21 protein-coding genes and 2 riboswitches are annotated in these 25083 nt (G+C 28.7%); of the genes, 14 read left to right on the plus strand and 7 right to left on the minus strand.

Translation table 11 applies throughout. The features are described 5' to 3' along the window. Positions 1 to 55: 55 nt before the first annotated feature. A riboswitch (cyclic di-GMP riboswitch) is annotated at positions 56 to 141 on the plus strand. A gap of 112 nt (positions 142 to 253) precedes the next feature. Both Q3304_RS14400 and Q3304_RS14405 read left to right on the plus strand, forming a co-directional pair. Then, positions 254 to 3109 carry an SrtB-anchored collagen-binding adhesin gene (locus Q3304_RS14400; RefSeq protein WP_407814255.1) on the plus strand — a complete coding sequence of 952 codons (2856 nt, stop codon included), beginning with the start codon at positions 254 to 256 and terminating at the stop codon, positions 3107 to 3109. 184 nt (positions 3110 to 3293) lie between these two features. Continuing rightward, positions 3294 to 3379: riboswitch (cyclic di-GMP riboswitch) on the plus strand. Positions 3380 to 3478: 99 nt separating this feature from the next. Then, positions 3479 to 4141, plus strand: coding sequence for an anthrax toxin lethal factor-related metalloendopeptidase (locus Q3304_RS14405; RefSeq protein WP_054271401.1), 663 nt, complete (start codon positions 3479 to 3481; stop codon positions 4139 to 4141). A 120-nt stretch (positions 4142 to 4261) separates the two neighbouring features. Here Q3304_RS14405 and Q3304_RS14410 read toward each other — a convergent pair whose 3' ends face one another. Both Q3304_RS14410 and Q3304_RS14415 read right to left on the minus strand, forming a co-directional pair. Beyond that, positions 4262 to 5224: a DMT family transporter gene (locus Q3304_RS14410; protein WP_054277403.1), complete on the minus strand. Its 963-nt coding sequence runs from the start codon at positions 5222 to 5224 to the stop codon at positions 4262 to 4264. A gap of 166 nt (positions 5225 to 5390) precedes the next feature. Then, positions 5391 to 6581, minus strand: a complete 1191-nt coding sequence (locus tag Q3304_RS14415) for a pyridoxal phosphate-dependent aminotransferase (RefSeq protein ID WP_167639998.1) — start codon at positions 6579 to 6581, stop codon at positions 5391 to 5393. A gap of 304 nt (positions 6582 to 6885) precedes the next feature. Between Q3304_RS14415 and bilQ the strand changes: the two genes are divergently transcribed. The 4 genes from bilQ (at position 6886) to Q3304_RS14435 (ending at position 10188) form a co-directional block, all read left to right on the plus strand. After that, positions 6886 to 7332, plus strand: a complete 447-nt coding sequence (gene bilQ, locus Q3304_RS14420) for a bilirubin utilization transcriptional regulator BilQ (protein ID WP_054271398.1) — start codon at positions 6886 to 6888, stop codon at positions 7330 to 7332. 1 nt (position 7333) lies between these two features. Next, complete coding sequence (gene bilR / locus Q3304_RS14425; RefSeq protein ID WP_074180144.1) at positions 7334 to 8428, plus strand: bilirubin reductase; 1095 nt, start codon at positions 7334 to 7336, stop codon at positions 8426 to 8428. A gap of 90 nt (positions 8429 to 8518) precedes the next feature. Further along, a complete protein-coding gene (gene bilS / locus Q3304_RS14430; protein ID WP_074180145.1) occupies positions 8519 to 9052 on the plus strand; it encodes a flavodoxin family protein BilS in 534 nt (177 codons plus the stop codon). A 302-nt stretch (positions 9053 to 9354) separates the two neighbouring features. Continuing rightward, on the plus strand, positions 9355 to 10188 hold the full coding sequence (locus Q3304_RS14435) for a MerR family transcriptional regulator (RefSeq protein WP_407814254.1): 834 nt from the start codon (positions 9355 to 9357) through the stop codon (positions 10186 to 10188). Between the two features lie 92 nt (positions 10189 to 10280). Here Q3304_RS14435 and Q3304_RS14440 read toward each other — a convergent pair whose 3' ends face one another. Continuing rightward, positions 10281 to 11642: a hypothetical protein gene (locus tag Q3304_RS14440; RefSeq protein ID WP_219672881.1), complete on the minus strand. Its 1362-nt coding sequence runs from the start codon at positions 11640 to 11642 to the stop codon at positions 10281 to 10283. 261 nt (positions 11643 to 11903) lie between these two features. Here Q3304_RS14440 and Q3304_RS14445 point away from each other — a divergent pair, with 261 nt between their 5' ends. The 3 genes from Q3304_RS14445 to Q3304_RS14455 are packed head-to-tail and all read left to right on the plus strand — an operon-like array spanning position 11904 to position 14248. After that, positions 11904 to 13076: a M20 family metallopeptidase gene (locus tag Q3304_RS14445; RefSeq protein WP_407814253.1), complete on the plus strand. Its 1173-nt coding sequence runs from the start codon at positions 11904 to 11906 to the stop codon at positions 13074 to 13076. Between the two features lie 13 nt (positions 13077 to 13089). Next, on the plus strand, positions 13090 to 13737 hold the full coding sequence (locus Q3304_RS14450) for a nucleoside recognition domain-containing protein (protein ID WP_407814252.1): 648 nt from the start codon (positions 13090 to 13092) through the stop codon (positions 13735 to 13737). 1 nt (position 13738) lies between these two features. Next, complete coding sequence (locus tag Q3304_RS14455; protein ID WP_054271392.1) at positions 13739 to 14248, plus strand: nucleoside recognition domain-containing protein; 510 nt, start codon at positions 13739 to 13741, stop codon at positions 14246 to 14248. Between the two features lie 221 nt (positions 14249 to 14469). Here the strand turns inward: Q3304_RS14455 and Q3304_RS14460 are convergent, their stop codons facing one another. After that, positions 14470 to 15582, minus strand: coding sequence for an alanine racemase (locus Q3304_RS14460; RefSeq protein WP_407814251.1), 1113 nt, complete (start codon positions 15580 to 15582; stop codon positions 14470 to 14472). Between the two features lie 315 nt (positions 15583 to 15897). Here Q3304_RS14460 and Q3304_RS14465 point away from each other — a divergent pair, with 315 nt between their 5' ends. The 3 genes from Q3304_RS14465 (at position 15898) to Q3304_RS14475 (ending at position 20199) form a co-directional block, all read left to right on the plus strand. Then, the gene (locus Q3304_RS14465) at positions 15898 to 16431 is read left to right on the plus strand and encodes a dihydrofolate reductase family protein (RefSeq protein ID WP_054271390.1); all 534 of its coding nucleotides are present in this window, start codon (positions 15898 to 15900) and stop codon (positions 16429 to 16431) included. 250 nt (positions 16432 to 16681) lie between these two features. After that, positions 16682 to 18409, plus strand: a complete 1728-nt coding sequence (locus Q3304_RS14470; protein WP_054271389.1) for an ABC transporter ATP-binding protein — start codon at positions 16682 to 16684, stop codon at positions 18407 to 18409. Then, a complete protein-coding gene (locus tag Q3304_RS14475) occupies positions 18409 to 20199 on the plus strand; it encodes an ABC transporter ATP-binding protein (RefSeq protein WP_407814250.1) in 1791 nt (596 codons plus the stop codon). The genes Q3304_RS14470 and Q3304_RS14475 overlap by 1 nt, the downstream gene beginning before the upstream one ends. 145 nt (positions 20200 to 20344) lie before the next feature. Here Q3304_RS14475 and Q3304_RS14480 read toward each other — a convergent pair whose 3' ends face one another. The 3 genes from Q3304_RS14480 to Q3304_RS14490 form a co-directional block, all read right to left on the minus strand. Then, on the minus strand, positions 20345 to 20653 hold the full coding sequence (locus Q3304_RS14480) for a hypothetical protein (RefSeq protein WP_021385744.1): 309 nt from the start codon (positions 20651 to 20653) through the stop codon (positions 20345 to 20347). Positions 20654 to 20914: 261 nt separating this feature from the next. Further along, positions 20915 to 21463, minus strand: coding sequence for a hypothetical protein (locus tag Q3304_RS14485; RefSeq protein WP_176702559.1), 549 nt, complete (start codon positions 21461 to 21463; stop codon positions 20915 to 20917). 94 nt (positions 21464 to 21557) lie between these two features. Further along, entirely contained in the window at positions 21558 to 22229 is a 672-nt protein-coding gene (locus Q3304_RS14490; RefSeq protein WP_407814249.1) for a GntR family transcriptional regulator, read from the minus strand. Positions 22230 to 22620: 391 nt separating this feature from the next. Between Q3304_RS14490 and garR the strand changes: the two genes are divergently transcribed. Then, the gene (gene garR / locus Q3304_RS14495; protein WP_407814248.1) at positions 22621 to 23511 is read left to right on the plus strand and encodes a 2-hydroxy-3-oxopropionate reductase; all 891 of its coding nucleotides are present in this window, start codon (positions 22621 to 22623) and stop codon (positions 23509 to 23511) included. A gap of 137 nt (positions 23512 to 23648) precedes the next feature. Next, on the plus strand, positions 23649 to 25031 hold the full coding sequence (locus Q3304_RS14500) for a GntP family permease (RefSeq protein ID WP_054277391.1): 1383 nt from the start codon (positions 23649 to 23651) through the stop codon (positions 25029 to 25031). Positions 25032 to 25083 lie beyond the last annotated feature (52 nt).

Here is a 25083-nt window from a genome sequence, read left to right on the forward strand (position 1 = left end):
TATAGATATGTAATTGTATCTAGTATGAATATAACAATTTTAATTGTTTTTTATAAAATATTATAGAGATGTTGATGTATGTTCTATCATTGGGCACCTTATGGACATACTGAGTCAGTGGTGCAACCGGCTATGGATATAAATTTATTTATTTTCATGGCTTTTTTTATATAATTTTTTGCTTAGAATTAATTTTAATGGGATATAAATAGAAGTTTATAAATTATAGATAGCGTAGAGGGGAGAAATCTATATGGGGAAGAAGAATAAAAAGGCATTATTAATAAGTTTAATTATGATTTTAAGTATGGTAGTATCTACAATCTATCCAACCTTATCTTATGCTTCAGAATTAGGAGATAACAGTCAGATTCAAAATAATTCAACTAGTTCATCAAGTGGAGAAGAGAAGCCATCAGATAACAAAAAACCAGAGCAGACTCCATCAGACAACAAAAAACCAGAGCAGACTCCAGAAGAGGAGAAGCCATCAGACAACAAAAAACCAGAGCAGATTCCAGAAGAGGAGAAGCCATCAGACAACAAAAAACCAGAACAGACTCCAGAAGGAGAGAAGCCATCAGATAACAAAAAACCAGAGCAGACTCCAGAAGAGGAAAAGCCACTAGATAATAAAAATATAGAGCAGACTCCAAAAGAAGAAAAGCTGCTAGAAGATGAGAATTTGCTGAAAACGTTAGAAGAAGAACTTAATGAAGAGAATGAAGATTATGGATTTATTATAAAAATTAATAATAGTACAATAGAAACTGAATCAATGAAAAAGATATCATTTAATTTAACTTATACTCCAACATCAAAGGGAATACAAGCAGGTGATTCAATAACTTTCAAGGTGCCAGATGTATTTAATAAAGTTAATTTAGATTATACAAGTGAATGTTTCGACAAAACAGAAAGTAATGGAGAATATACACTTACATTTAGAGAACTTCCTAATGGTCAAAGTGTAATGCAAGGAAAAATAGGTCTAGAAGCATACGTTAAAAGGGTTGATGAAGAGACAAATACAAAAATTCATATTGAGACTACTGGAAAAATAGAAAGTGGAAGTGGAGATGTGGATGTAGAAATAAAGCCTGGAGATAAGGGCGAGGAAGAAGAGTCTAAAGGAACACTTAAGAAACTTGTTGAAGGAAAAAAATCAACTACAGTATTTATGCCAGTTAAAAATAAAGATATAAATTATAGCATACTAGTAAATGAGAAACAGGAAGAATTGAAGGATATTACTTTGTATGATGAGCTTCCTGAAGGATTGACACTAGTAAATGATTCTGTAAGTGTAGTAACAAGTGATGGGAAAGAAGTAAGTGATTTTAATATTGAACAAAGTGCAAATTCTATATCAGTTAATTTTGGAAATATAGATAAAGCATATACTGTTAAATACAAAGCTAGAATTAGTGATGAAAATGCAAAACATGATAATAAATATAAAAATGTAGCTAGGATAGAATCTGATGGTAAGAAGGTACAAGAAGATGATGCTACTGTAAGTATCTTTGATAGAGGTAGCGATTATCTTTTGACTAAAGGGCATTCAGGAGTAACAAATATTACTCAAGTTGGCCAAGTAATAAACTATCAGATTTCAGTAAATGATGATAAGTCGCTAATAAGTAATGTTGTTATAACAGATAATATACCAGAGGGTATGAGATTAACTACAGCAGGAGAAGCTGGACATGATTTTAGAGTAGTAGAAATTCCAATGAATGGTAACTGGACTCCTTGGAGTAAAGAAAAAATCGCAAACAATATTTCATATAAAATAGAAGAGAAAAGAAATGAAAGCGGTCAAGTAGATAAAGTTATAACTGGATTTACGATTAATCTTAGTAAAGAAGAAGTAGAATCAAAGTTTTATATAGCTTATACATTAAAGGTTATTAGTATTGAAGATAGTTATACAAATAGAGCTGTTCTTGATGCAAATAACAGTCAAGTTGATAAAAGTGATGAGATAAGTTTTAAGAAAAACTCTGGATTAATAAGTGCAAAAAAAGAAGTTGATAAAAAAGTTTTAAATAACAATGATAGTCAAATTGTTAAATACAAAATAAATATGTCAACTTATGGAGTTTATGATGCAGGGCAAGTAAATCTTTTAGATGAAGTAAACCCAGCTCTAAAAATATCTAATATAAAATATTCTGATAACCTTGAGCTTAAAAAAGAAGCTGGAGATGGAGAAAATACTATAAGATTAGTGAATAAATATGAATTTAAGCAGATAAAAGAAGGCGAACCTGTACAAAGTTGGGTTACATTCGATGCAGATTTTACAGATGTAAAAGTTGGAGAGACTATACAAAATGTAGCTCAGATTAATGGCTCAAGTCCTCCTGGAGTAGAAACTACTAAGCAAGGTTATGCTTTTGAAGCTAAAAAAGTAGATTCTTTAGATAAAAAGGCACTTTCAGGTGCTAAGTTTAATTTAGAAGATGTATATGGAAATGTAGTAGTTAAAGATTTAGTTAGTGATGAAGATGGTATAATTCAGTCTAGTGTAAAAAAACCAGGAACATATTATTTAGTGGAAATAATAGCTCCAAGTGGATATGAAAAACTAAAGGATAAAGTCAAAGTTAATATTGATAAGAAAGATATTGGTAGTATTGTGGATATTGGAAATATAGAAAATATAAAACAAGAAAATCCACCAGTAAATCCACCAACACCACCGAATCCAGATAAACCAGTAGTAAATCCACCAGTACCACCAAACACAGATAAACCAAAAAAACCATCAAAACCATCTGACACAGATGAAATAGTAGTAAATCCACCAGTACCACCATCAGATGAGGTAGTAAATCCACCAATACCAGAGGTAGTAAATCCACCAATACCACCATCAGATGAGGTAATAGAAAATCCTGTTAAACCAATTGTTCCAATACCAGAAGTAGTAAAACCATCAGTATCAGAAGAAAAGAATAATAAAGTGAAAGATGACGCTGTAGTAAATCCTCCAGTACCACCAAAGACAGGAGATAACACTACAATTACTGGAGAAATACTATTAGGTTTAGGAGCTATTGTGGGGCTTATTATATTAAGAAGAAACAAAAACACAAATTAGACCCTAACATTATTAAAATATAAGTAATATTAAAAAATATCTTCTAAAACAATATTTAAGAGTGAAAATATTGTTAGAAGATATTTTTTTTTGAAAGATTATGTAAAAAAATAATAATGTTTTAGAAAAAAAATCCAAAAAACTATAGACAATTAGAAATATATAAGCTATAATATAAATATAAAATTAAATGAGGCAAAACTAGGGAAACCTAGTCACGCAAAGCTATAGGGGCTAAAGTTTAGTAAACTACGCCAGCCAGTTGCCGAAAAGAGTAAAAATTTCTTTTTGTATATACAAAGATACTCTTGGGTATCTTTTTTATTTTGAAATTTATTACTCCCGGCCTAACTCAAAGGAGGGAATAATATGAAAACAAGTAAAAAGTTATTAATCGCTATAATGTCAATATTCTTAATAAGTTCAGTTCCAGTAAGTGCACATGCAGATAATGTAAATGTACAAAAAAATAAAGAAACACTTAATCAAATAGTGGTTCTTCCAGCTGGAAATTACAATAAAAATGAAGCTAACGCTATGGTAAGTAGATTAGCAAATATAGATGGAAAATATTTAAGTGCTTTAAAACAAGATAATTTAAAAATAAAATTATTAAGTGGAAAGTTAACAGATGAAAAAGAATACGCTTATTTAAAAGGTGTAGTTCCTAAGGGTTGGGAAGGCACTGGAAAAACTTGGGATGATGTTCCTGGTTTAGGTGGAAGTTCAGTAGCTCTTAGAATAGGATTTAGTAACAAAGGTAAAGGTCATGATGCAATAAACTTAGAATTACATGAAACAGCACATGCAGTAGACCATATAGCATTAAATGATATTTCTAAATCAGCACAATTTAAACAAATATTTGCTAAAGAAGGACGTTCTTTAGGTAATGTAAATTACTTAGGCGTATATCCAGAAGAATTCTTCGCAGAAGCATTTGCATATTATTATTTAAATCAAGATACAAATAGTAAATTAAAAGCAGCTTGTCCACAAACTTATAGTTTTTTACAAAACTTAGCTAAATAGAGAATTTAAAAAATTTAAAATAAATATAAATTAAGAGATGCTATTATGATAGCATCTCTTTTATATTTCGTTTAAGACTAATAAATTTGTCTTATGTATATTATGATAGATTATAAGTTACTACTCCTTATACAAGGCTTCAACGTGCTTATTATGTGCTTGAGTAATTATCGTAGGTATAATAGAAATTATTGAACCAATTACTATCAACAAAATTCCTATAATCATGTTAATGGGGATAATTTCTTTAAGTATTAATAATGCTAGTATTGGAGAGATTACTGGCTTAAAGAAGAATACTAAAGACGTAAGACTAGTAGATGTAGCCTCCATTGCCATAAAGTAAAGTGCATAACCAACACCTGTGACGAATACAAATACATAAATCATAATAGGCATATTGTGTAAAGTATAGCCACTAAAAATAGGGATATTTGCAAATACATGGAGTTTATTTTTATTTAAAATATCTGCTATAAAATTAATTTTAGTAAGCAAAACTAATATTAACATTTCTAAACTTCCAAATATAAAACTAAAGCAAGTTACAACTATCCCACCAAATTTTAACGTTTTCCTTTTACCAAATACAGTATACATTGAAAAAATGATAGCAGAAGATAATGTCAGGAATATTCCACTAAGAGTTAATTTTGTATGCAATGGATTTATGATAACTATAATTCCAAGCACTTCTAATATAAGTGAAATTACATTGTGCCTATATATTTTTTCCTTTAAAATTAAGTAAGCTAAAAGCATTACAAATACTGGATTACAACTAAACAAAACAGCAACTACAGATGCTTTTGTGTTTAGAACAGCCAGCTGGTACAATGACATACTCACAACTACACACATAAAACCTAGAAATGCAAAGTATTTTAGGTCTGATTTTGTAATAGAAAGATTAAGAGATTTTAATCTTTTTATGGCAAAAGGTAGTAAGACTAAACCACCAACAAAAAATCTTGATAAAGTTATTTGTAAGGGATTAAAGTCATTAGTAACAGTTTTTAGACTAATTTCCATTGAACTAAAAAATAGGGTAGTCAGTATGATATAAACATAACCTTTTTTCAAGTCAAACACCTCCTTGTAATTTATATTAGTACTATAGATTACAATATTCAAGTATATTGGTATAATATGGTATATAAAATATAGTACATAAAATTATAAACTACCTTAGTATAGAATACTTAGATTCTAAACTAAGGTAGTTAATTATTTGAATTACCTTATTTAATTATTTTAAATTATAAAGTTTAGCTAATTTTTCAAATGCTGGCAAAGAGCTTTTAACTTTGTCATAAGACACACAATATGATACTCTAAAGTGGCCTGGACAACCAAAAGAAGAACCTGGTACTAATAATAAATTAAACTGTTTTGCATCATTGCAGAATTTTTTATCATCTTCAATTGGAGCTTTTGGGAATAAATAGAATGTACCACTAGGTTTAACACAAGAAAATCCCATATCTATTAAGCTATTATATAAAAGGTCAAAATTCTTTTTATAAATATTTACATCAACTTCAGCATCTAAACTTCTTGCAATAACTCTTTGGAAAAGAGAAGGAGCATTTACAAATCCAAGTATTCTATTTGCAACATTTAATGAAGACATAACATCATCAAAATCATCCATTTGTCCATTAGCAACAATATATCCAATACGTTCACCAGGTAGAGATAATGATTTACTATAAGAGTATCCTATAAATGAATTTCTATAGTATTTTAGTACACAAGGTACTTTAGCACCATCATAAATTATTTCTCTATATGGTTCATCAGAGATTAGATATATGTTTGTATTTAATTCTTTTTGCTTTGAGTCTAATAGTTCTCCAAGGTCTTTTAATAATTCTTCAGAATAGATAACACCAGTAGGATTATTTGGAGTGTTTATTATTAAAGCTCTTGTTTTTGAAGTAATGGCATTTTTCAACGCATCTAAATCTGGTTCAAAAGTTTCTATATTTGTAGGTACTTCTATTAATTTTCCATCATAGTTCTCTGTATAGTTTTTATACTCACCAAAATATGGAGCAAAAGCAATAACTTCATCATCAGGATTCAAAAGAGTTTTTAAAATAATATTTAGACCACCAGCAGCACCACAAGTCATAATTAAATTTTCTCTTGTAAGGTTTAACCCGTCTTTTTTATTTATATGTTCAGCAATAGCATCTCTTACATCTTCATATCCTGAATTATTCATGTATCCATGAACTAGATTTGGAGATTCTTCATTTAAAATATCATTTATAACTGCTTTAATAGTTTCTGGAGGTTCAACACTTGGATTTCCTATACTAAAATCAAAAACATTTTCTTCTCCATAAATATCAGAAAGTTTTTTTCCTTCTTCAAACATAGCTCTTATAACAGAGCTATTTGCAACTAAAGTTTGCATTTTATTAGATATCATATGTAACACTCCTTTTTATAGATTTATATTGCCTATGTATATAGTACCATATTTTTACAGAATTTAGACAATTTTCGAAAAATTATTTATTTGAAAATATAAACTTTTATATAAAATATATTTATGTGTGCTAAGTATTAAAAATTCCAGTTTCAACTTAATCATAATTATTTAGCAAAAGAGTTTTATAAAAAATTAATAAAAGTTATGTTAATAAAGTAAAATATTCTTGACTAGATTAATTGTTTAATATAATATAGTTGATATAGTCAAATAAATTGAAATTATAGAGGGGAAATTTAAGATGGATTTTAGGAATTTACAGTATGAAAGTTTATCGTATGTTATATGTAATTTACAAAAAAACTTTAAACTTTATTGTGAGAAATGTTTAAAGCCATACAAACTTACGAATGGTTTGTATTTCTATTTAATTTATATCAATAAGAATAGAAACTGCTCTTTGAATGATATTTCAACAGAATTTGAAGTTGACAAAGCGCATACAACAAGAACTATATCTAGATTAGAGCAAGATGGATACATAGAAAAAATCCAAAATCCCAATGATAGCAGAGCTTTTCAGCTGAGAGTAACAGATAAGGGTGAGGAAGTCTTAGGAGATATAAAAAATATATTTTCAAAATGGGATAATAATATAAAAAAAGAATTTTCGGATGAAGAGTATAGAGAATTAGTTAAGAAATTACATATAGTAAAGGATATAAAGACAACAGTGGAGGAAGAATAGGATGTATTGCAATCTTTTAAAGCCAATTAAAATTGGAAATTTGGAATTAAAAAATAGAGTATCATTTGCACCTACAAGTATGAGTCTTAAATTTGAAGAAAAAATTAAAAAACTTTGTGATATTGCCAAATCAGGTGTAGCTCTGATTACTTTGGGAGATGTATCTGTTAGACCTAGCTTTCATAAGATGGCTTTGAGTTTATCAGATGAAGAAGGAGTAATGAAGTATAAGAAAATTGTGGATGAAATACACAATTCTGGTGCAAAGGTATCTGCACAGTTGTTTTGTTCAGATTATGATATTAATTTAATTAAAGATACTATGAAGACAGGAATTACTTCACATGATGATATTAAAAGAATAATGAGTGATGGAGTAAAAGATTACATAACAAATATGTCAAAAGAAGAAATTAAGAATATTATAGATTTGTTTAAAGTAGCAGCATTGAATGCAAAAAAAGCTGGTTTTGATATGATTCAGATTCATGGAGATAGATTGATAGGAAGTTTTTCTTCAAGTATATTTAATAATAGAAACGATGAATATGGTGGGACATGTGATAATAGAAGTAGACTTGCAAGTGAGATAATCAGGAGTATACGAAATGAGATTAAGGATATTCCAATAGACTACAAACTTGCAATAAGACAAGAAAGCCCTCATTATGGTAATGCAGGAGTGCTACTTTCAGAGGTTGAGTATTTTGTGAAGAAATTTGAATCATCAGGCGTAAATAGTTTTCATGTAACACTTGCAAATCATTCAAAATTAGAAGATACTATACCAACTAAGAATCATCCTTATTTTAAAGATGAAGGATGTTTTTTATATTTGGCTGATGAAGTAAAAAAACATACAAATCTTCCAGTGTGTGGAGTTGGAAAATTATCTAGTCCAGATTTTATAGAAAATATTATCTCAAATGATAGGGTAGATATGGTTTCTATGTCAAGACAATTATTGGCAGATAGTAAGTGGTTACAAAAAGTAAAAGATGGAAGAGTAGAGGATATTAAAAAATGCTGTTATTGTAATAAAAAATGTGCAGATGCATTACAAACACGTTCCCAGTTTGGATGTATATTAGATTAGACTATGTTTATAGAAATTAAAAAACATATTCATAATTAATATGTTTTCGCTAAGATGAGATAAGTGTATAGATAAAGAGGAGGATATATCATGAAAAGTTTAATTTTATATTCAAGTTTAACTGGAAATACTAAAAAAATTGCTTATTCTATATATGATGCAATACAAGGAGAAAAAGACATTAAAAACATAAGTGAATTAGTTGATGAGAGTATTAACTATGAAAATTATGATATAGTATTCCTAGGGTATTGGGTGGATAAAGGAATTTGTGATAAAAATTCAAAACAGGTACTTGAAAATATTCATAACAAAAAGATAGCTCTATTTGGAACAATGGGAGCTAGTACAAAGGGAAGTTATGGTGCTAGTATTATAGAAAAGGTTGAATCAATCGTTTCAAAAGATAATGAAAATTTAGGTTCATTTATATGCCAAGGGAAGATAGCAAAAGAGTTAAAAGTAAAATATGAAGAGCTGTTAAAGCTTCATCCTGAGAATGAGCATATTCGTGAACAGTTAAATAATCATGAAGAGTCTCAAAGTCATCCAGATGAGCAAGAGATAAGTGAAGCTATCATATTTGCAAAAGATGTGATGAGTAAGGTTAATACTATTATGTAATAGTTACACTCTAAGTTTATAGAATCTATAGTCTAATAAAAAAGCATGGCAAATGATTTGTTATGCTTTTTTTTATGAAATCAAAAAAATAATAAAAATATTTGACTATAAACCTTGTTTATAGAGTACTTTATAGAAAATAATATAGTTTTAAATATAGAAAAATAGAGTATTGTATAAAAATTTATAGTAGATAAGGAACTTGCTTTTAAGATATCATAAATACTTCTACATAAAAAATGAATGGATATAAAACTAGAGTATAGTTATAGTTTAGCAGAATAGGAAGGAGATGTTTAAAAATGACAATTAAAGAAGTTGAAGAAAAAACAGGATTGGCTCGTTCTAATATTCGTTTTTATGAGAAAGAGTTTTTAATTAAACCAATTCGTAATGAAAATAATGGATATAGGGAATATTCAGATGAAAATGTGGAGGACATCAAAAAAATTGCATATTTACGTACATTGGGAATCTCTATTGAGGATATCCGTAATATTATATTACAGAAAGTATCTTTATATGAAGTTCTTGAAAAACAAGAGCAAGTTCTTAAAACTCAAATATCCGATTTAGAAAATGCTAAGAGTATGTGTGAGAAAATGTTAAAGTCTGAGGAATTAACTTATTTAAATTTAAAAGTAGAAGAATACATAACTAAGTTGCCAGAATACTGGAATAAAAACAGACCTATTTTCAAACTAGATTCTGTAAGCTTCTTATATATGTGGGGAGGAAAATTTACATGGGGAGTTATTACTCTTGCATGTTTGCTGATTGCAATAATAGTATTTCCAAAGTTGCCATCCCAGATTCCTGTGCAATGGAATAATGGAGTGGCTAATTATGTAGATAAAAAATTTATTTATGCATATCCTGTTGTTTGTGTTGTGTTTAGATTTCTTTTACGTCCATTTATATGGAGATGGTTACAAATGCATACTTTTCATATTGATATTATTGCAGATTATTTAACGAATTTTGTGTGTTTTGTAGCTTTGTCTGTAGAAGTATTCTCTATACTTTTTATATATAATATTGTCGAACATGTTACAGTAATTCTCTTTATAGATGCACTTGTATTTATTGTTCTACTGATAATAGGATGGTATAAACTGTTTAAAAAAAATAATTAAATTTAAAAAATTAGTAACAAGTAATGATATAAAAAATAGCCACTACAAATTATAGTTTGTAGTGGCTATTTTTTATTAACTAAATTAAATATCTACATATTATTTAAAAAAGACAAGAAGTCAATTTTATATATTTTTTTTGGTCTTCCTCTTTGGTTATCAAGTTTTGTATTTACAATAGTAGCAATTCCAGCTTTATATAAGATATTCAATATTCTATTTGCACTTCTAAGGGTTATATTCATATAGTCTGATAGTATTTCTGCTGAGACATTATTTGAATTTCTATCATTAATCATGCACATAATTTTAGATACATTAGTATTAGATAGAGGTATAAAAGAAGCAACCTTATTAGCTAATGAGCTTTCTTCAATATCATGATAATTCTTATTTGAATATAAAGGTCCTATTGTATTATTAGTATCATTTACTATAAAAGTACAGTTTCCACCTAAAGAAGAAGATTTACCATTAGCTTGACGAGCATTCTGTTCTGCATGAATATTTGTATTTCCAATACCCCAACCAATATTTAAGCTATACTTAATTTCTTTTAAATCTTCTGAAATAAAAAAGTCTGTATAATTATTGGTCATATTATTTAACATTTCTTTAGTGGTATGTATCTCTATTTTCATATCATTTTTTTTGACTTGAACACCGTAAAAACCATTTCTTGATAGCGAATCTAAGATAGTGTTATATATTTGGTTTTGTATCTCATCATTTTTAAATATCAAATCTTCATTTATATACTCTGAACTGTTTACTGTAACTATGCAAGTTGCAGATTTATTTTTGTCTAAGTTCTGTAATGTTATTTCGTTTACTAAAGATTTAAATGTATTTAAGATTGATTCTGTAGATGGAACCATATAAATACAATCGTGTCCAAGTTTATTAAGTTCACAACTAATGATGTAATTTCTAGTAAAAGAAAGGTTAATCTTATTATTTTTCAATAAATCCAAGTGTATCTCCAGTAACTTATCATTTAATTTCTTAAAGTCATACACAGGTTGAGGGATTTTAAAATCTTTAATTGTATATGGACATTTATTAGAATCTATTAATGAATAGATATCATAATAATTATTGTCTTCTCTTAAAAAATCCATGAATGATTTTGTAAAATCAATATCTTTATGGCTATTTAATAGCTTAAATAAGTATTTATAAAAATCTCTTTCATCAAGTTTTAAAAAGTTCAATGGTACTTTTATGTCCTTTATGTTTATTACAAGTTCACTATATGGAACTATACCACTACATACAAATCCATCGAAATTGTCTACTTGCTCATTGTATATATTAGGTAAATTACTAAAAGGATTTTCTCCTTTGAGTTCAATAAATGTAATTTCACAAATATTTTTTAGTTCTTTAAGAGCTTGTTTGTACTTGTCTGACATAAAATAAGATGTTGTTAAAAATCCAATTTTATATTTCATAAAACCTCCTTTAAGATTTTGAGAGTATTATAATCAATCAATTTATATCCTCATTTTATAATAGTAGATAAAACGCGTCAATTTATTTTACAAAACGAAAATTGAAAGAAAAATCAGAAAATATAAAAAATACAGAAAAAATGTTGACTGATAAAAATAATTGTGATATTTTGTATTTAAGGACTAGTCTTTTAAAATTTCCTAAAATAAGCTTAGTTTTAGGAAATAAGTATATTTTATTAAAGAATGAAGGAGATTATTATGAATACATATTTAAATGAGATTTCTGAGTTTGTTGATGAGAATAAAGAAGAAATAGTTTCAATATGGAAAGAGATTGTCAATATGGAAAGCTATACACATTGCAAAGAAAGCGTAAATAAGTTGGCTGATAGATTAAAGCTTGAGTTTGAAAAGGAAGGTTTAGATTGTGAGCTAGTGGATGTTGGAGATAATGGTAGCACACTTATAGGAACACTTGGTTCTAATATAGATAAAAAGCCAATAATTTTTTCAGGACATATGGACACTGTGTTTGAAACAGGTACATTTGGTAAAAATCCATTTAAAATAATAGAGGGAAAAGCATATGGACCAGGTGTCTTAGATATGAAAGGTGGAATAATAATTGCTTTATATGTTATCAAAGCTTTAAATAAAATAGGGTATAAAGAAAGACCAATAAAAATAGTATTTTCTGGGGATGAAGAGATAGGACATAAGTATTCAACTGGTGGGGAAGTTATATTAAAAGAAGCAAAAGGTGGTCTTTGTGCTTTTAATATGGAAACTGGATTAGTAGACAATAGCTTGTGTGTAGGTAGAAAAGGAAGAATAGGATGTAATATACATGTAAAAGGTGTAGAGACACATGCAGGTAATGACTTTGAAGGTGGAAGAAATGCCATAGAAGAAATGGCAAATAAGATATTATGCATACAGAAATTGACCAATCTTGAGGTTGGAACTACAGCAAGTGTAAGTGTAATTAAAGGAGGAAGAGTGTCAAACTCTATTCCAGAAGATTGTAATATAGAAGTAGACCTTAGATTTGAAAAAGTGGAAGAAATGGAGAATGTTAAAGAAAGAATTAGAGAAATATGTAAAGAAACTTATATAGATGGAACTTCTACAGAAGTTGACTTTATAAGCGAAATGATGGCATTTGAGACTACAGAAGATGTTATGAGATTTCATAAATTTGTAAATACAGTATCTAAAGAAAATGGGTTTGGAGAATTAAATGCTAAGAGACTTGGAGGTAGTTCAGATGCTAGTTATTTGACAATTGCAAACGTTCCCACAATCTGCTCTTTTGGTGTAAGAGGAGAATGGAATCATACATCAAGAGAATACGCATTAGTAAATTCGATGTTTGAGAGGGTGAAATTAATTTCTACAATTATTTTAAATTTAGATAAATTTGAGGTATAAAGGGGGATTTTATATGGATAAAACAACTGGAGATAATAAGGTAACATGGAAAGGGTATCTGTCTTTATTTATATTGATAGTATTATTTTCAGGAATATTTAAGGATAGTCAAGGATTTCTTAAAGCACTAGATTTTGCAAATCTTACAGGTTCATTTGGTACTATCTCAGATGGTGTAGATTTTATGGGGAAAGGAGGAACTGGAGCAAAAGATGGATTCTTATTTGCACTGACTTTAATACCAACTGTCTGTTTTGCTGTAGGTCTTATAGATGTAGTTGAATCTATGGGAGGAATGAAAGCAGCATCAAAAATATTCAATCCATTGCTTAGACCTATACTTGGTATATCTGGTATAGCAGGTATAGCATTTGTATCTTCATTTACTAGTTCAGATGTTGCTTCAATAATGACAAAAGAATTGTATGAAAGTGGAGAAATAACTGATGATGAAAGAACTATATTTGTAGCATATCAATATGCTGGTTCAGCTGTTATATTAAACACAATAAATACTCAAGCTCCACTTTTACCAATAGCATTATTGGCATTAGGCCCAATAATCCTTATAGAGATATTCTGTAAGATACTTGGTGCCAATCTAGTTAGATTAATTATAAGTATAAAAAATAAAAAGACTAAGACTAAGGAGGCTGTGTAGTATGAGTCAACAAACTAATGGAAATGCAATTGTAAATAGTAAACCTAAGAAAACTGCTGTTGAAACATTTATGGGGGGAGCAAAAAAAGGTTTCTACATAGGTGTTGAACAAATATTACCAGCTATGATAATGGGTTATGTAATAGTACAGTTTTTACAATTAACTGGACTAGTTGATATTTTAGGAAGTGTTTTTGGACCAGTAATGGGTATTTTTGGACTACCTGGAGAATCAGTTGTAGTTTTGATAGCAGCGTTTTTTGCTAAGGCAGCAGGAGCAGCTACAGCAGCAAACTTATTTGCACAAGGTCTAATTACTGCACCACAAGCAACTATATTAATTATGCCATGTATGTTAATGGGTACTCTAGTTGGTCATTATGCAAGAATAGTACTTGTAGCAAATGCTAGTACTAAGTATAGAGTGTTATTGCTGGCAGTTCCAATATTTGATGCAGTAGTGGGAATGTTGATAGTAAGAGTTTTACTTACTGTTATGGGATTAATGTAGATAAAATAAAATTATAACCTAATTATAAAGTATGTATGAGAATCTATATATGCAGAAATTGACAAATATAGTAATTATATACTAATTAAAAAAGAAGAGGTTATCTCAAAATAGAGATAAACCTCTTCTTCATTGTTGAAATGATGAAAACATATTTTCTTTTTACATTTTTAATGACGATATTATAATAAATACATTTTGAAATTAATATAAATATGTTTTTAAAGTAGAATTTGTTGTGAATTTCCACGTATATCCACTTTGATAACTTTTTCTATTGTATCTCCTCTAAAACCTAGCAAATTACTTGTCAAGTTTGCAGTAGAACAAGAATGATTAGGTATGATTCTTATTCTATCACCAATTTTTATATTAGTTTCACCATTTACTTTAATTTTTCCAACTTCTTCTGAAAGTGAATCAATAGTAAGTTCTGGATGTCCACAAACTCTGCCATAGCCAACAATACTACTATTTCCATGTGCACCTTTATCAAGTCCAAGACACTTGCTTCCACAATCTACTAAATAATATCCACTGCTATTTTTTGAGATTACAGTGCACATAACAGTAAGAGCACACATATCTTCAGTAGCACAACCTAGACCTATTTGTATAGCATCGTAGTATACATAGTTTCCAGGTCTTACAGCAGTTATAGTTTTAGAAGCAGCTTCAGCTTCAACTGTTGGAGTACTACCAGAAGCTACAATTTCTACATTGAATCCATTATCAGTTAAAGCCTTGCATGCTTTCTCTAAAGAAGAATCTTCTTGAATACACACATCTGGAACTCCTTCTGGGGAACTACAGCCATAGACTTGTCCTGGATGTGAGCTTATACCAACGATTTTTATGTTTTCTAGTTTTGAAATTGCAGTAGCAAGTTCAACTACTTTTTCTGGCTCAATTCCAAAACGATGTAAGCCACAATCTACGATAATAAGTAATTTACATTCAACTTTAGCCTTAGAAAAAGCTTCACTGTAAGCTTTAGCACACTCTAGATTATCTGTAGCACATATTAAATTTATTTTTGATGCCATAGATAAGATTCTATTTATATTTGCATCTCCCATGTAAGGGTAAGCCAACATAATATCTTCAAGGCCAGATTTCATTAAACATTCAGCCTCATCAAGTGTTCCAACTAGAAATCCAGTGGCTCCTGCATCTTTTTGAAGTTTTGCAATATAGGTACTTTTATGCGTCTTAAGCATAGGCCAAAGTTGCTTATTATTCTTTGAACAAATTTGTTGAACTGTATCAATATTCTTTTCTAACTGGTCTAAATCTAGTAAAAAACTTGGAGTAGCAATTTCTGAAATTTTCATGTCATTTACCACCTTTCAACAAAAGTAAAATTAACTATAAGTATTAAAGTCATTATGTTAAAATAATAGCTTTACAATATTAATAGCTTATAATTATATTATAGAACCAGTATTAAGTGAGAGCAATGTTTATTTAGACTAATTGGAATTTTCAATAAATTATTGCGTTTTTAAATTATTTATATAATAATTTTTAAAATTAATGCCAACTTTATTTAAATTTGTTTTAGGAAATATTAATAGGGTATCATTGAATGAGTAAAAAAGTGATATTTACATAGAATAATCACACTATAAATATTGGAGGTATTAAATATGAGAAAAGTAGTACTTTACATTGCAATGAGTTTAGATGGATATATAGCTGAGGAAAATGGTAGTGTAGGTTTTTTAGATGAGATATATCCAGATTTTCAACAGGAGGAAGATTATAATACTTTCTACAATACAATTGATACTATTATTATGGGAAATTCAACATATACACAGATTGTAAATGAACTTAGTCCTGCTCAGTGGTATTATAAAGGTAAAGAATGTTATGTATACTCAAATACAGTTAATGGAACAACTGAAAATGTAAAGTATACAAATTTAGAACCCCAAAAACTAATTGAGCAACTTGGGAAAGAGAATAATAAAAAAGATATTTGGATAGTTGGAGGAAGTGACATAGTAAAATTATTTATGAAAGATAATCTAATTGATGATTATTATATCTATATAATGCCAATAATATTGGGTAAAGGGATTCCATTGTTTAAATCTGGTATAAACAAGACGAATTTAAACTTTAAGAGACTTAGTAATATTGGAGAACTTGTAAAATTAGAGTACAGTAAAAAATAAGAATAAAGTGCATGCCAATTTGTTATAACGTTATGAAATAAAGCATTTAAAAGACTTTTGGCTATATGAATTGACATTACTTGCCAAATGTGTTAACATATAAGCGACTTGTCGGAGGGTGTATTAAAAAGAATATGCTGGAGAAGAGAGTGCGTTAACTCTTTTCTCCTTTTTTTATAAAATTAAGTATTTATAAATTTGGTATTATTATGTAATTACACTACCTCAAAAACTAAGAAAGGAGAAACATATGAAATTAATTTTAAGTTATTTAAAGAATTATAAGTTGTTAATAGTATTAAATATACTGGCTATATTTAGTTTTGCATTAGTTGAATTGGGTATTCCAACAATAATAGCTAAAATAATTGATAATGGTATAGCAAATCAAAATATAGCTTACATAAAACAAATGGGAATAGTGATTGTTATTATTTCTGTTATAGGAGTTGTGGGTAGTATATTGTTGGGTTATTGTTCTGCAAAGGTGTCAACAAGTGTAACTAGAGATATAAGAAATGACATATTTAAAAAATCACAAGAATTTTCACATACTGAATATAATAAGTTTGGAGTTTCTTCAATGATTACAAGAACAACAAACGATGCATTTCAAATTCAGCAATTTGTGAATATACTACTAAGAACCGCTTTATTAACACCAGTCATGTTTATTATAAGTATAATAATGACTATTAGAACAAGTGTAGAACTTTCAATGGTATTAGCTATATCAGTACCTTTTATAATTATTGGGGTAGCAATAATAGCAAAGGTATCTCAAGCTATATCTTTAAAACAACAAAAAGGATTGGATAAATTAAACCTTATATCAAGGGAAAATTTAACAGGAATAAGAGTAATTAGAGCTTTTGGAAATGATGATTATGAAACAGAAAGGTTTGAAAAAACAAATACATATTATGCTAATGTTTCTAAAAAATTATTCAAGCTTATGTCAATTACTCAACCAGCATTCTTTTTACTATTAAATATAGCCGTTTTGGTTGTATTTTGGATTTCAAGTGAGAAGATAAATATTGGAGAACTTCAAGTTGGACAATTGGTTGCATTTTTGGAATATCTTTTTCATGCTATGTTTTCAATTATGCTTTTCTCGATGGTATTTATTATGTATCCAAGAGCAGAAGTGTCTGCAAATAGAATAAAGGAACTTTTAAATGAGGAACCACTTATAAAAAATCCTGAAAATGGAATAAAAGATACTGAAAATAAAGGCATTATAGAATTTGATGATGTAACTTTTACTTATCCAGATGGAGAGGCTTCAGTACTTAAGGATATTTCATTTACTGCAAAAACAGGTGAAACAGTTGCTTTTATAGGAAGTACTGGTAGTGGAAAAAGTACTCTTATTAACTTGATACCTAGATTTTATGATGTAACAGAAGGTAGTATTAGGATAAATGGAGTAGATATAAGAGAATATGATTTGAAGGCTTTAAGAAAGAAGATAGGATTTATACCTCAAAAATCATTACTATTTACTGGTAGTATAGCAAACAATATTAGATTTGGTAAACATAAGGCAGGAGAATCAGAACTAGAATATTCAGCAAAAGTTGCGCAAGCATATGAATTTATATCAAAAAAACCTAGAAAATTCGATGAATTAATTAGTGAAGGTGGAGCAAATGTATCAGGAGGTCAAAAACAGAGACTTTCTATTGCAAGAGCTATTATAAGAAGACCTGAAATATATATTTTTGATGATAGTTTTTCTGCACTTGATTTTAAAACTGATGCGATACTTCGTTCTAAGTTAAAGAAAGAAACAAAAGAGGCAATTGTATTGATTGTTGCACAGAGAATTAGTTCTATTATTGATGCTGATAAGATTATAGTACTCAATGAGGGGCAAGTTGTCGGAATGGGAACTCATAAGGAACTATTAAAGAATTGTGAAATATACTATGAAATTGCAACATCTCAGTTGAAAAAGGAGGAATTGGAATAATGAAAAAGTCTAAAGGTTTTAAAAAAACAATTGGTAGACTTCTTCCATTTGTAAAACGATATAAATTTTCCTTTATTATAGCTATTATATGTATAATTTCAGCAGCCACTATGAATGCAATTGCTCCTAAAACAGAGGGATTAATAATAACACAATTAACTAAAGACGTAATTCGTATAGCGAAAGGAATACCTGGAGCATCTGTAAATTTTAATTATGTAATAAAAATATTGGTGCTTTTAGCATGTATATATGTTGCCAATGCAATTTTCACTTATGTTTCAAGTTTTTTACTTACAAATGCTATCCAAAATACGATGAGAGATTTAAGAAATGAAGTAGAAAATAAGATAAGAAGATTGCCAATTAGTTACTTTGATAGTAATAGCTTTGGAGATGTGTTAAGCCGTATATCAAACGACGTAGATACAATATCAAATGCCCTACAACAGAGCTTCATGCAAATTGTAAATTCAATCTTAGTAATAATCTTAGCACTTTCAATGATGTTTACAATTAACACATATATGGCAATTATAGCTCTTTTTATAATTCCAATTAGTTATTTTGTATCCAAGTTTATAGTGAAAAAATCACAAAATAGGTTTTCATTACAACAAAATGCTCTTGGAAAATTAAATGGAAAAGTACAAGAAATGTATACAGGGTTTAATGAGATAAAATTATATGGAAAAGAAGAAGACTCTATAAAAGAATTTAAAAAAGTAAATCAAGAACTTTGTGAAAATGGATTTAAGGCTCAATTTATATCAAGTATGATGAATCCAATGGTTTCATTAGTAACTTATTTTGGAACTGCAGCAGTAGCAGTTGTTGGTTCTATATATGCAGTAAGTGGAGGAATAACAGTCGGAAATTTACAGGCATTTGTACGTTATATATGGCAGATAAATCAGCCTCTTTCACAAATGACACAATTGTCCACTGTAATACAATCTTCTTTTGCAGCAATAGAGCGTGTGTTTGAAATCTTGGATGAAGAAGAGGAAATACCAGATGCTGAAAATTCAATTAAGATAGAAGATGTAAAAGGTAATGTTACATTTGAGCATGTCAATTTTGGTTATGGAGAAGATGCAACCTTAATAGAAGATTTAAATGCAGAAATAAAAAGTGGTCAGATGGTAGCTATTGTTGGACCTACTGGAGCAGGTAAAACAACATTAATAAACTTATTGATGAGGTTTTATGATGTTAAGAAGGGGGCTATTAAAATTGATGGGGTAGACATAAGGGATATGAAACGTAAAGATTTACGTTCGATGTTTGGTATGGTACTTCAAGATACATGGCTATTTAATGGAACCATTTTTGAAAATATAGAATATGGTAGATTTGGAGCTACTAAAGAAGAAATTATACAGGCAGCAAAAGTAGCAAATGTGCATCATTTTATAACTACTCTTCCAGATGGATATAATATGTTCTTAAATGAAGAAGCATCTAATATATCTTTGGGAGAAAAACAGCTTTTAACCATAGCTAGAGCTTTTATATCAGACCCTTCAATATTGATACTTGATGAAGCTACTAGTTCTGTTGATACTAGATTAGAACTTATGCTTCAAAAAGCAATGAGAAATCTTATGAATGGTAGAACTAGTTTTGTTATAGCACATAGACTTTCTACGATTCGTAATGCTGACTTGATTTTAGTTATGAATAATGGAAGTATTATAGAGCAGGGGAATCATGAAGAACTTATGGAAAAAGGTGGATTTTATGAGAAGCTTTATAATAGTCAATTTGCAGATACAGAATCTGAATAGATAGCATAAAAATTTTTATAGAATTTTGTAATAAATTTAAATATTAATAATATAATTAAAAAGAGTATCAGTAAGTTATTTTGTAAATTTACTGATACTCTTTGGTTTTAAGACTAAAGGTACTTATAATTCACAACTAGTCTTGCTACATCTGATAACCAGAATTACAGTACTTTTCTTTTTTACCTTTTTGTTCTCTGACATATAATAATTCGCTTAACTTATCAATGTAATAACAATCATCACTTATGCGAATTAAACTAGTCAGATAATAACCATCTTTACTTCTAGGAATCTTTTTATTTATTGCTAAATCAATAGCTGTCTTTGCTGCTTCAAAATGCTTTAAATGTGTGTGACCTTCTTCAAAACTCTTTCTAGTATTATAAACTACATAACCTTTTTTAACTTGAAAAACTATAAATTCTTTCTTTTCATATATTTTATTAAACATTCAATCAGCCCTTCTCAAGATAGTTTTATAGCATAACATTAGAAGCTCCTAAAAAATTTTACAAAGAACATAAATATTTTATAAATTATAAAACTAAAACTATAATTTATAAAGATAATTTTCTTATTACTTATATGATAATACATATAGATTAAAATTAAATTATCTTTAAGTTAAACCAAAGTAAAATAAAAGACTAGTTATAATATTTATATGAAAAAGTACAAAATATAGTATAAGAATATAGAAAATTTAATTTATTTATTTACAATTTTTATTTCCATATGTGTACTTACCTTCAGATACCTTATCATCATGGAAATATATTCTTTCACAGCTTTTATCTCCCCATAGAATGTTTTTTGTTATTTTGTGGGATGTATCTCCTGTAAATACTTCAGCGACAGTAGTATCTGTAACATCACAATAAAGAGATGCAAATTTTTTAAACCAAGGATTTTCCTCAAATCTTGAAAGCCAGGAAGCACCATAAGGGCAATGCAACTCTTCAAATTCAGGAACCCAGCCTAAGAATGGAACATCAGTTGTGCTAATAATATTGTCTGCAATTAATTCCTCTCCATTTTCATGAGCTCTTTCTCTCATAGCAATAGCTCTTTCTTCAGACCTTTCAAACAAAACTTTCTTTAATATTTCGCTAGTTTTATCTTCTCCAAGCTCTTCAAATAACACTTTGGAAAAATAAAAATATAAGTCACCAAAATGCTTACATGCCATACGAACTTCTTCAATGGCATAATCTTTGTCGATTGTTTCATTAGTTACAACATCTTCGTTCAAAAAAATCACTCCTTAAAATAATATTAGTTACACTATAATTATAGATTATTTTTTATAACTAGGAAATTAATTTAATATAAATATAATTTTACCAAAGATGATATTAAAATATTTTATTGTTGCAGAAATCTTCTAAATTAATGTATTTAGGAGTTTCCATATGAACGATTGTCGTTCTGTAAACATCTTCAATACATCCATTCGCTATATTATTAAAAATATCTGTATGCTCTTTTAATGTTGTTTCAAGTCTTCCGTCATGTGACAATGAGTCAAGAGCTAGTTTTTTTATTCTGTACATATAACTGTTAAACATCTTATCAAATTCAGTATTTTGAGCATATGAGACTATTGTTGTGTGAAATAATGTATCGTATTCAGCAAATGAATTTAAGTTTTTATCACCTAATAAAATATCTTTTTGTTTATCTAAAAGAAATTTTAATTTACTTATAGTTTCAATTGCTCTAGGTTCTTTGTATTGACTTGTAATTAAAAAAGTACAAAATCCTTCTATCGCAGAGCGTATTTGGAATATCTCTACAATTTCATTTGCTGTAATTTGATGAATTCTAAAACCTTTACTTGGAATTATATCTATAAATCCATCTTGGCTAAGTCTTTGAAGAGCATCTCTTATTGGCGTTCTGGAGATACCTATTTCACTAGCAAGCTTTGTCTCAGAATATATTTCATTTTCTACTATTTCTCCAGACAGTATCAATTCTTTTAAGTAGTCATATGCTTGTTCTTGTAATCTTTTAAATGTAGCCATATATAATACCCCCTAAACAATATAAAAATACAAAAACTTATATAATTTTAAGCATACAACATAGTAAAAATAAGGTCAATCTTTTGAAATCTAAATTACATATAAGATGACAAAATATGAAAAATTGTTGGATAGTGATATATGATTTATATTAGAACTAGATTAACTTAAATATATAAATTATATGAGAAGTAGAGTGTAGTATTTTAAATTAATAGTGTGTATTAAATATTATATAGAATAACTAAATACAATATAAATGTATAAAAAATACAATTTATTGTTAAAATAAATACTTTTAGAATTTATATTGACCGGTATACTGGTGTGTAGTATACTCTAAATCATAAAAAATCGTTTTCAAAAATGTGAAGATATGGAGGAAGATAAAATGAAGTTAGGATTTATTGGATTAGGAATAATGGGAAAACCAATGGCAAAAAATTTATTGAAAGATGGATGTAATCTTTTTGTGTATGATATTAATAAATCTGCTGTGGATGAACTTATATCATGTGGAGCAAAATATGCAAGTGTTTTAGAAATGGGTAAAGAGTGTGAGATAGTATTTACAATTCTTCCAAATGGAGCTATTGTACAAGATGTATTATTTGGAGTAGATGGTTTGACAAAGACTCTAAAAGAAGGAAGTATAATAGTGGATATGAGTTCAGTTACTCCTAGAGAATCTGTTTTATGTGCAAATAAGTTAAAAGAAATGAACTTCGAATTTATAGATTCTCCAGTAAGTGGAGGAGAGCCAAAAGCAATTGATGGTACACTTGCTTTTATGGCTGGTGGCAAGGAAGAAATCTATAAAAAAGTAGAGCCATTTTTTAATATAATGGGGAGTTCATCTATTTTAATTGGAGATAATGGAAGTGGAAGTGTTACAAAACTTACAAATCAAGTAATAGTTAATTTGACAATAGCAGCAGTATCTGAGGCATTTGTACTTGCAGCAAAAGCAGGAGCAGACCCAGAAAAAGTCTATAAGGCAATAAGAGGAGGTCTAGCTGGCAGTACAATATTGGATGCAAAGATACCAATGATTATGAATCGTGACTTTAAACCAGGTGGTAAAATATCTATTAATCTAAAAGATATTAAGAATGTAATGCAGACAGCACACAATTTAGATGTGCCACTACCTATGACAAGTCAACTATTAGAAATCATGCAGTCACTAAAAGTACATGGACATTTAGAAGATGACCATGGTGCAATAGCACAGTATTTTGAAAAATTAGCAGATGTTGAAATAAAGAAACATAATAATTAATTTTAAATACATTGATGTAGTAGTAAATACATATTATTAAGATTAGATTATATAAATACAGTAAAGTTAAGTTATCATAGTAAAGAAAAAATAAGATTGATAAAATAATAAAGTAGAATGATAAAGGGGTAAAAATTATGATTACAGGATATGGACTTTTGATAGCATTTGTTATATCTATAGGAATTTTACTTGTATCGATTATTAAGTTTAAAGTAAATCCATTTTTAGCATTACTTATAACATCGATAATTACAGGCTTTATGGTTAGAATGCCTATAAATGAAATTTCAACTACAATATCGACTGGGTTTGGGAATACATTAGGAAGTATAGGTATTGTAATTGGACTTGGAATAATATTTGGAAATATTCTTTCAGAGTCAAGAGCTACAGAATCTATCGCAAAAGGTTTGTTAGCTAAAACAGGAGAAAAAAATAGTGCATTAGCTGTAACTACAGCAGGATTTTTAATCTCAATTCCAGTTTTTATGGATGCAGCTTTCGTTATAATGATGCCTATAATTAAGTATGTTTCAAGGGTAACTAAGAAATCTCTAATGGTCTTTGTATGTGCATTAGGGGTTGGGACTATAGTAGGACATGCACTTGTAATACCTACACCAGGACCTTTGGCAGTTGCAGCAAATGTAAATGCGAATGTGGGTAGTTTTATACTTTATTCTATAATTGTTGCTTTTCCAGCTGCTCTTGTAGGTGGATGGCTTTATGGAAAACGTTTTGAGAAATATCCGTCCTATGCAATTGATGAGAATGATAGAGAAAAAAATTTAGAACAGGGAGAAGATAGCATTAAGCTTGAAAATGATAACTCTTCTGAAGTACCAGGTTTTGGAATTTCTATGTTCTCTTTATTATTTCCAATACTTCTTATACTTGTATCAAATGTGTTTAGTATGTTTGTGGAAAAAGGTTCTAAAATTAGTGGAATACTTGCATTTATAGGAGATAAAAACATAGCAATACTTCTTGGGATATTAGTAGCAATAGTATTTTTAAAGAAATATATAAGTAAACCTATGGGAGACGTTGTTATCGAGGCTGCTGATTCAGCTGGTTTAATACTATTAATAACAGGCTCAGGGGGAGCATTTGGTAGTGTTATAAATGCAAGTGGTATAGGTAATTTCTTAGTTGATACTATGTCTGGTCTTAGTATATCAGTTATAGTACTTGGGTTCTTGTTAAGTGCACTACTTAGGATTTCTCAAGGTTCTGCTACTGTAGCCCTAGTAACGACATCGTCAATTTTAGGGCCTACGATTTTGGCAACTGGTATGTCACCAGTTTTAGTAGGGCTTGCTATATGTGCTGGAGGCGTTGGTTTTTCTCTTCCAAATGATTCTGGGTTCTGGGTACTCTCAAGATTTAGTGGGTTATCAGTTAAAGATACTTTAAATTCTTGGACAATTGGAGGGACTATTGCTGGAGTTGTAGCATTTATAATGGTTCTATTACTTAGTGTTATAAATGGAATTATACCACTTCCAGGATTATAAATAATAAACTATTGAGTTATATTATATAGGTTATATTCAGATTATATAAATT

Origin of the sequence: Clostridioides sp. GD02377, from assembly GCF_045899875.1 — a bacterium.
In the GTDB taxonomy this organism is placed as follows: Bacteria; Bacillota; Clostridia; order Peptostreptococcales; family Peptostreptococcaceae; genus Clostridioides; species Clostridioides difficile_A.

Bases quoted from the DNA above. Each gene is read 5' to 3' on its own strand.
- Q3304_RS14445 (WP_407814253.1), top strand. From the start codon at position 11,904: ATGAATACATATTTAAATGAGATTTCTGAGTTTGTTGATGAGAATAAA.
- bilS (WP_074180145.1), top strand. From the start codon at position 8,519: ATGAAAAGTTTAATTTTATATTCAAGTTTAACTGGAAATACTAAAAAA.
- Q3304_RS14480 (WP_021385744.1), bottom strand. From the start codon at position 20,653: ATGTTTAATAAAATATATGAAAAGAAAGAATTTATAGTTTTTCAAGTT.
- bilR (WP_074180144.1), top strand. From the start codon at position 7,334: ATGTATTGCAATCTTTTAAAGCCAATTAAAATTGGAAATTTGGAATTA.
- Q3304_RS14490 (WP_407814249.1), bottom strand. From the start codon at position 22,229: ATGGCTACATTTAAAAGATTACAAGAACAAGCATATGACTACTTAAAA.
- Q3304_RS14475 (WP_407814250.1), top strand. From the start codon at position 18,409: ATGAAAAAGTCTAAAGGTTTTAAAAAAACAATTGGTAGACTTCTTCCA.
- bilQ (WP_054271398.1), top strand. From the start codon at position 6,886: ATGGATTTTAGGAATTTACAGTATGAAAGTTTATCGTATGTTATATGT.
- Q3304_RS14405 (WP_054271401.1), top strand. From the start codon at position 3,479: ATGAAAACAAGTAAAAAGTTATTAATCGCTATAATGTCAATATTCTTA.
- Q3304_RS14450 (WP_407814252.1), top strand. From the start codon at position 13,090: ATGGATAAAACAACTGGAGATAATAAGGTAACATGGAAAGGGTATCTG.
- Q3304_RS14470 (WP_054271389.1), top strand. From the start codon at position 16,682: ATGAAATTAATTTTAAGTTATTTAAAGAATTATAAGTTGTTAATAGTA.
- Q3304_RS14465 (WP_054271390.1), top strand. From the start codon at position 15,898: ATGAGAAAAGTAGTACTTTACATTGCAATGAGTTTAGATGGATATATA.
- Q3304_RS14455 (WP_054271392.1), top strand. From the start codon at position 13,739: ATGAGTCAACAAACTAATGGAAATGCAATTGTAAATAGTAAACCTAAG.
- Q3304_RS14500 (WP_054277391.1), top strand. From the start codon at position 23,649: ATGATTACAGGATATGGACTTTTGATAGCATTTGTTATATCTATAGGA.
- Q3304_RS14415 (WP_167639998.1), bottom strand. From the start codon at position 6,581: ATGATATCTAATAAAATGCAAACTTTAGTTGCAAATAGCTCTGTTATA.
- Q3304_RS14440 (WP_219672881.1), bottom strand. From the start codon at position 11,642: ATGAAATATAAAATTGGATTTTTAACAACATCTTATTTTATGTCAGAC.
- Q3304_RS14400 (WP_407814255.1), top strand. From the start codon at position 254: ATGGGGAAGAAGAATAAAAAGGCATTATTAATAAGTTTAATTATGATT.
- Q3304_RS14435 (WP_407814254.1), top strand. From the start codon at position 9,355: ATGACAATTAAAGAAGTTGAAGAAAAAACAGGATTGGCTCGTTCTAAT.
- Q3304_RS14460 (WP_407814251.1), bottom strand. From the start codon at position 15,582: ATGAAAATTTCAGAAATTGCTACTCCAAGTTTTTTACTAGATTTAGAC.
- garR (WP_407814248.1), top strand. From the start codon at position 22,621: ATGAAGTTAGGATTTATTGGATTAGGAATAATGGGAAAACCAATGGCA.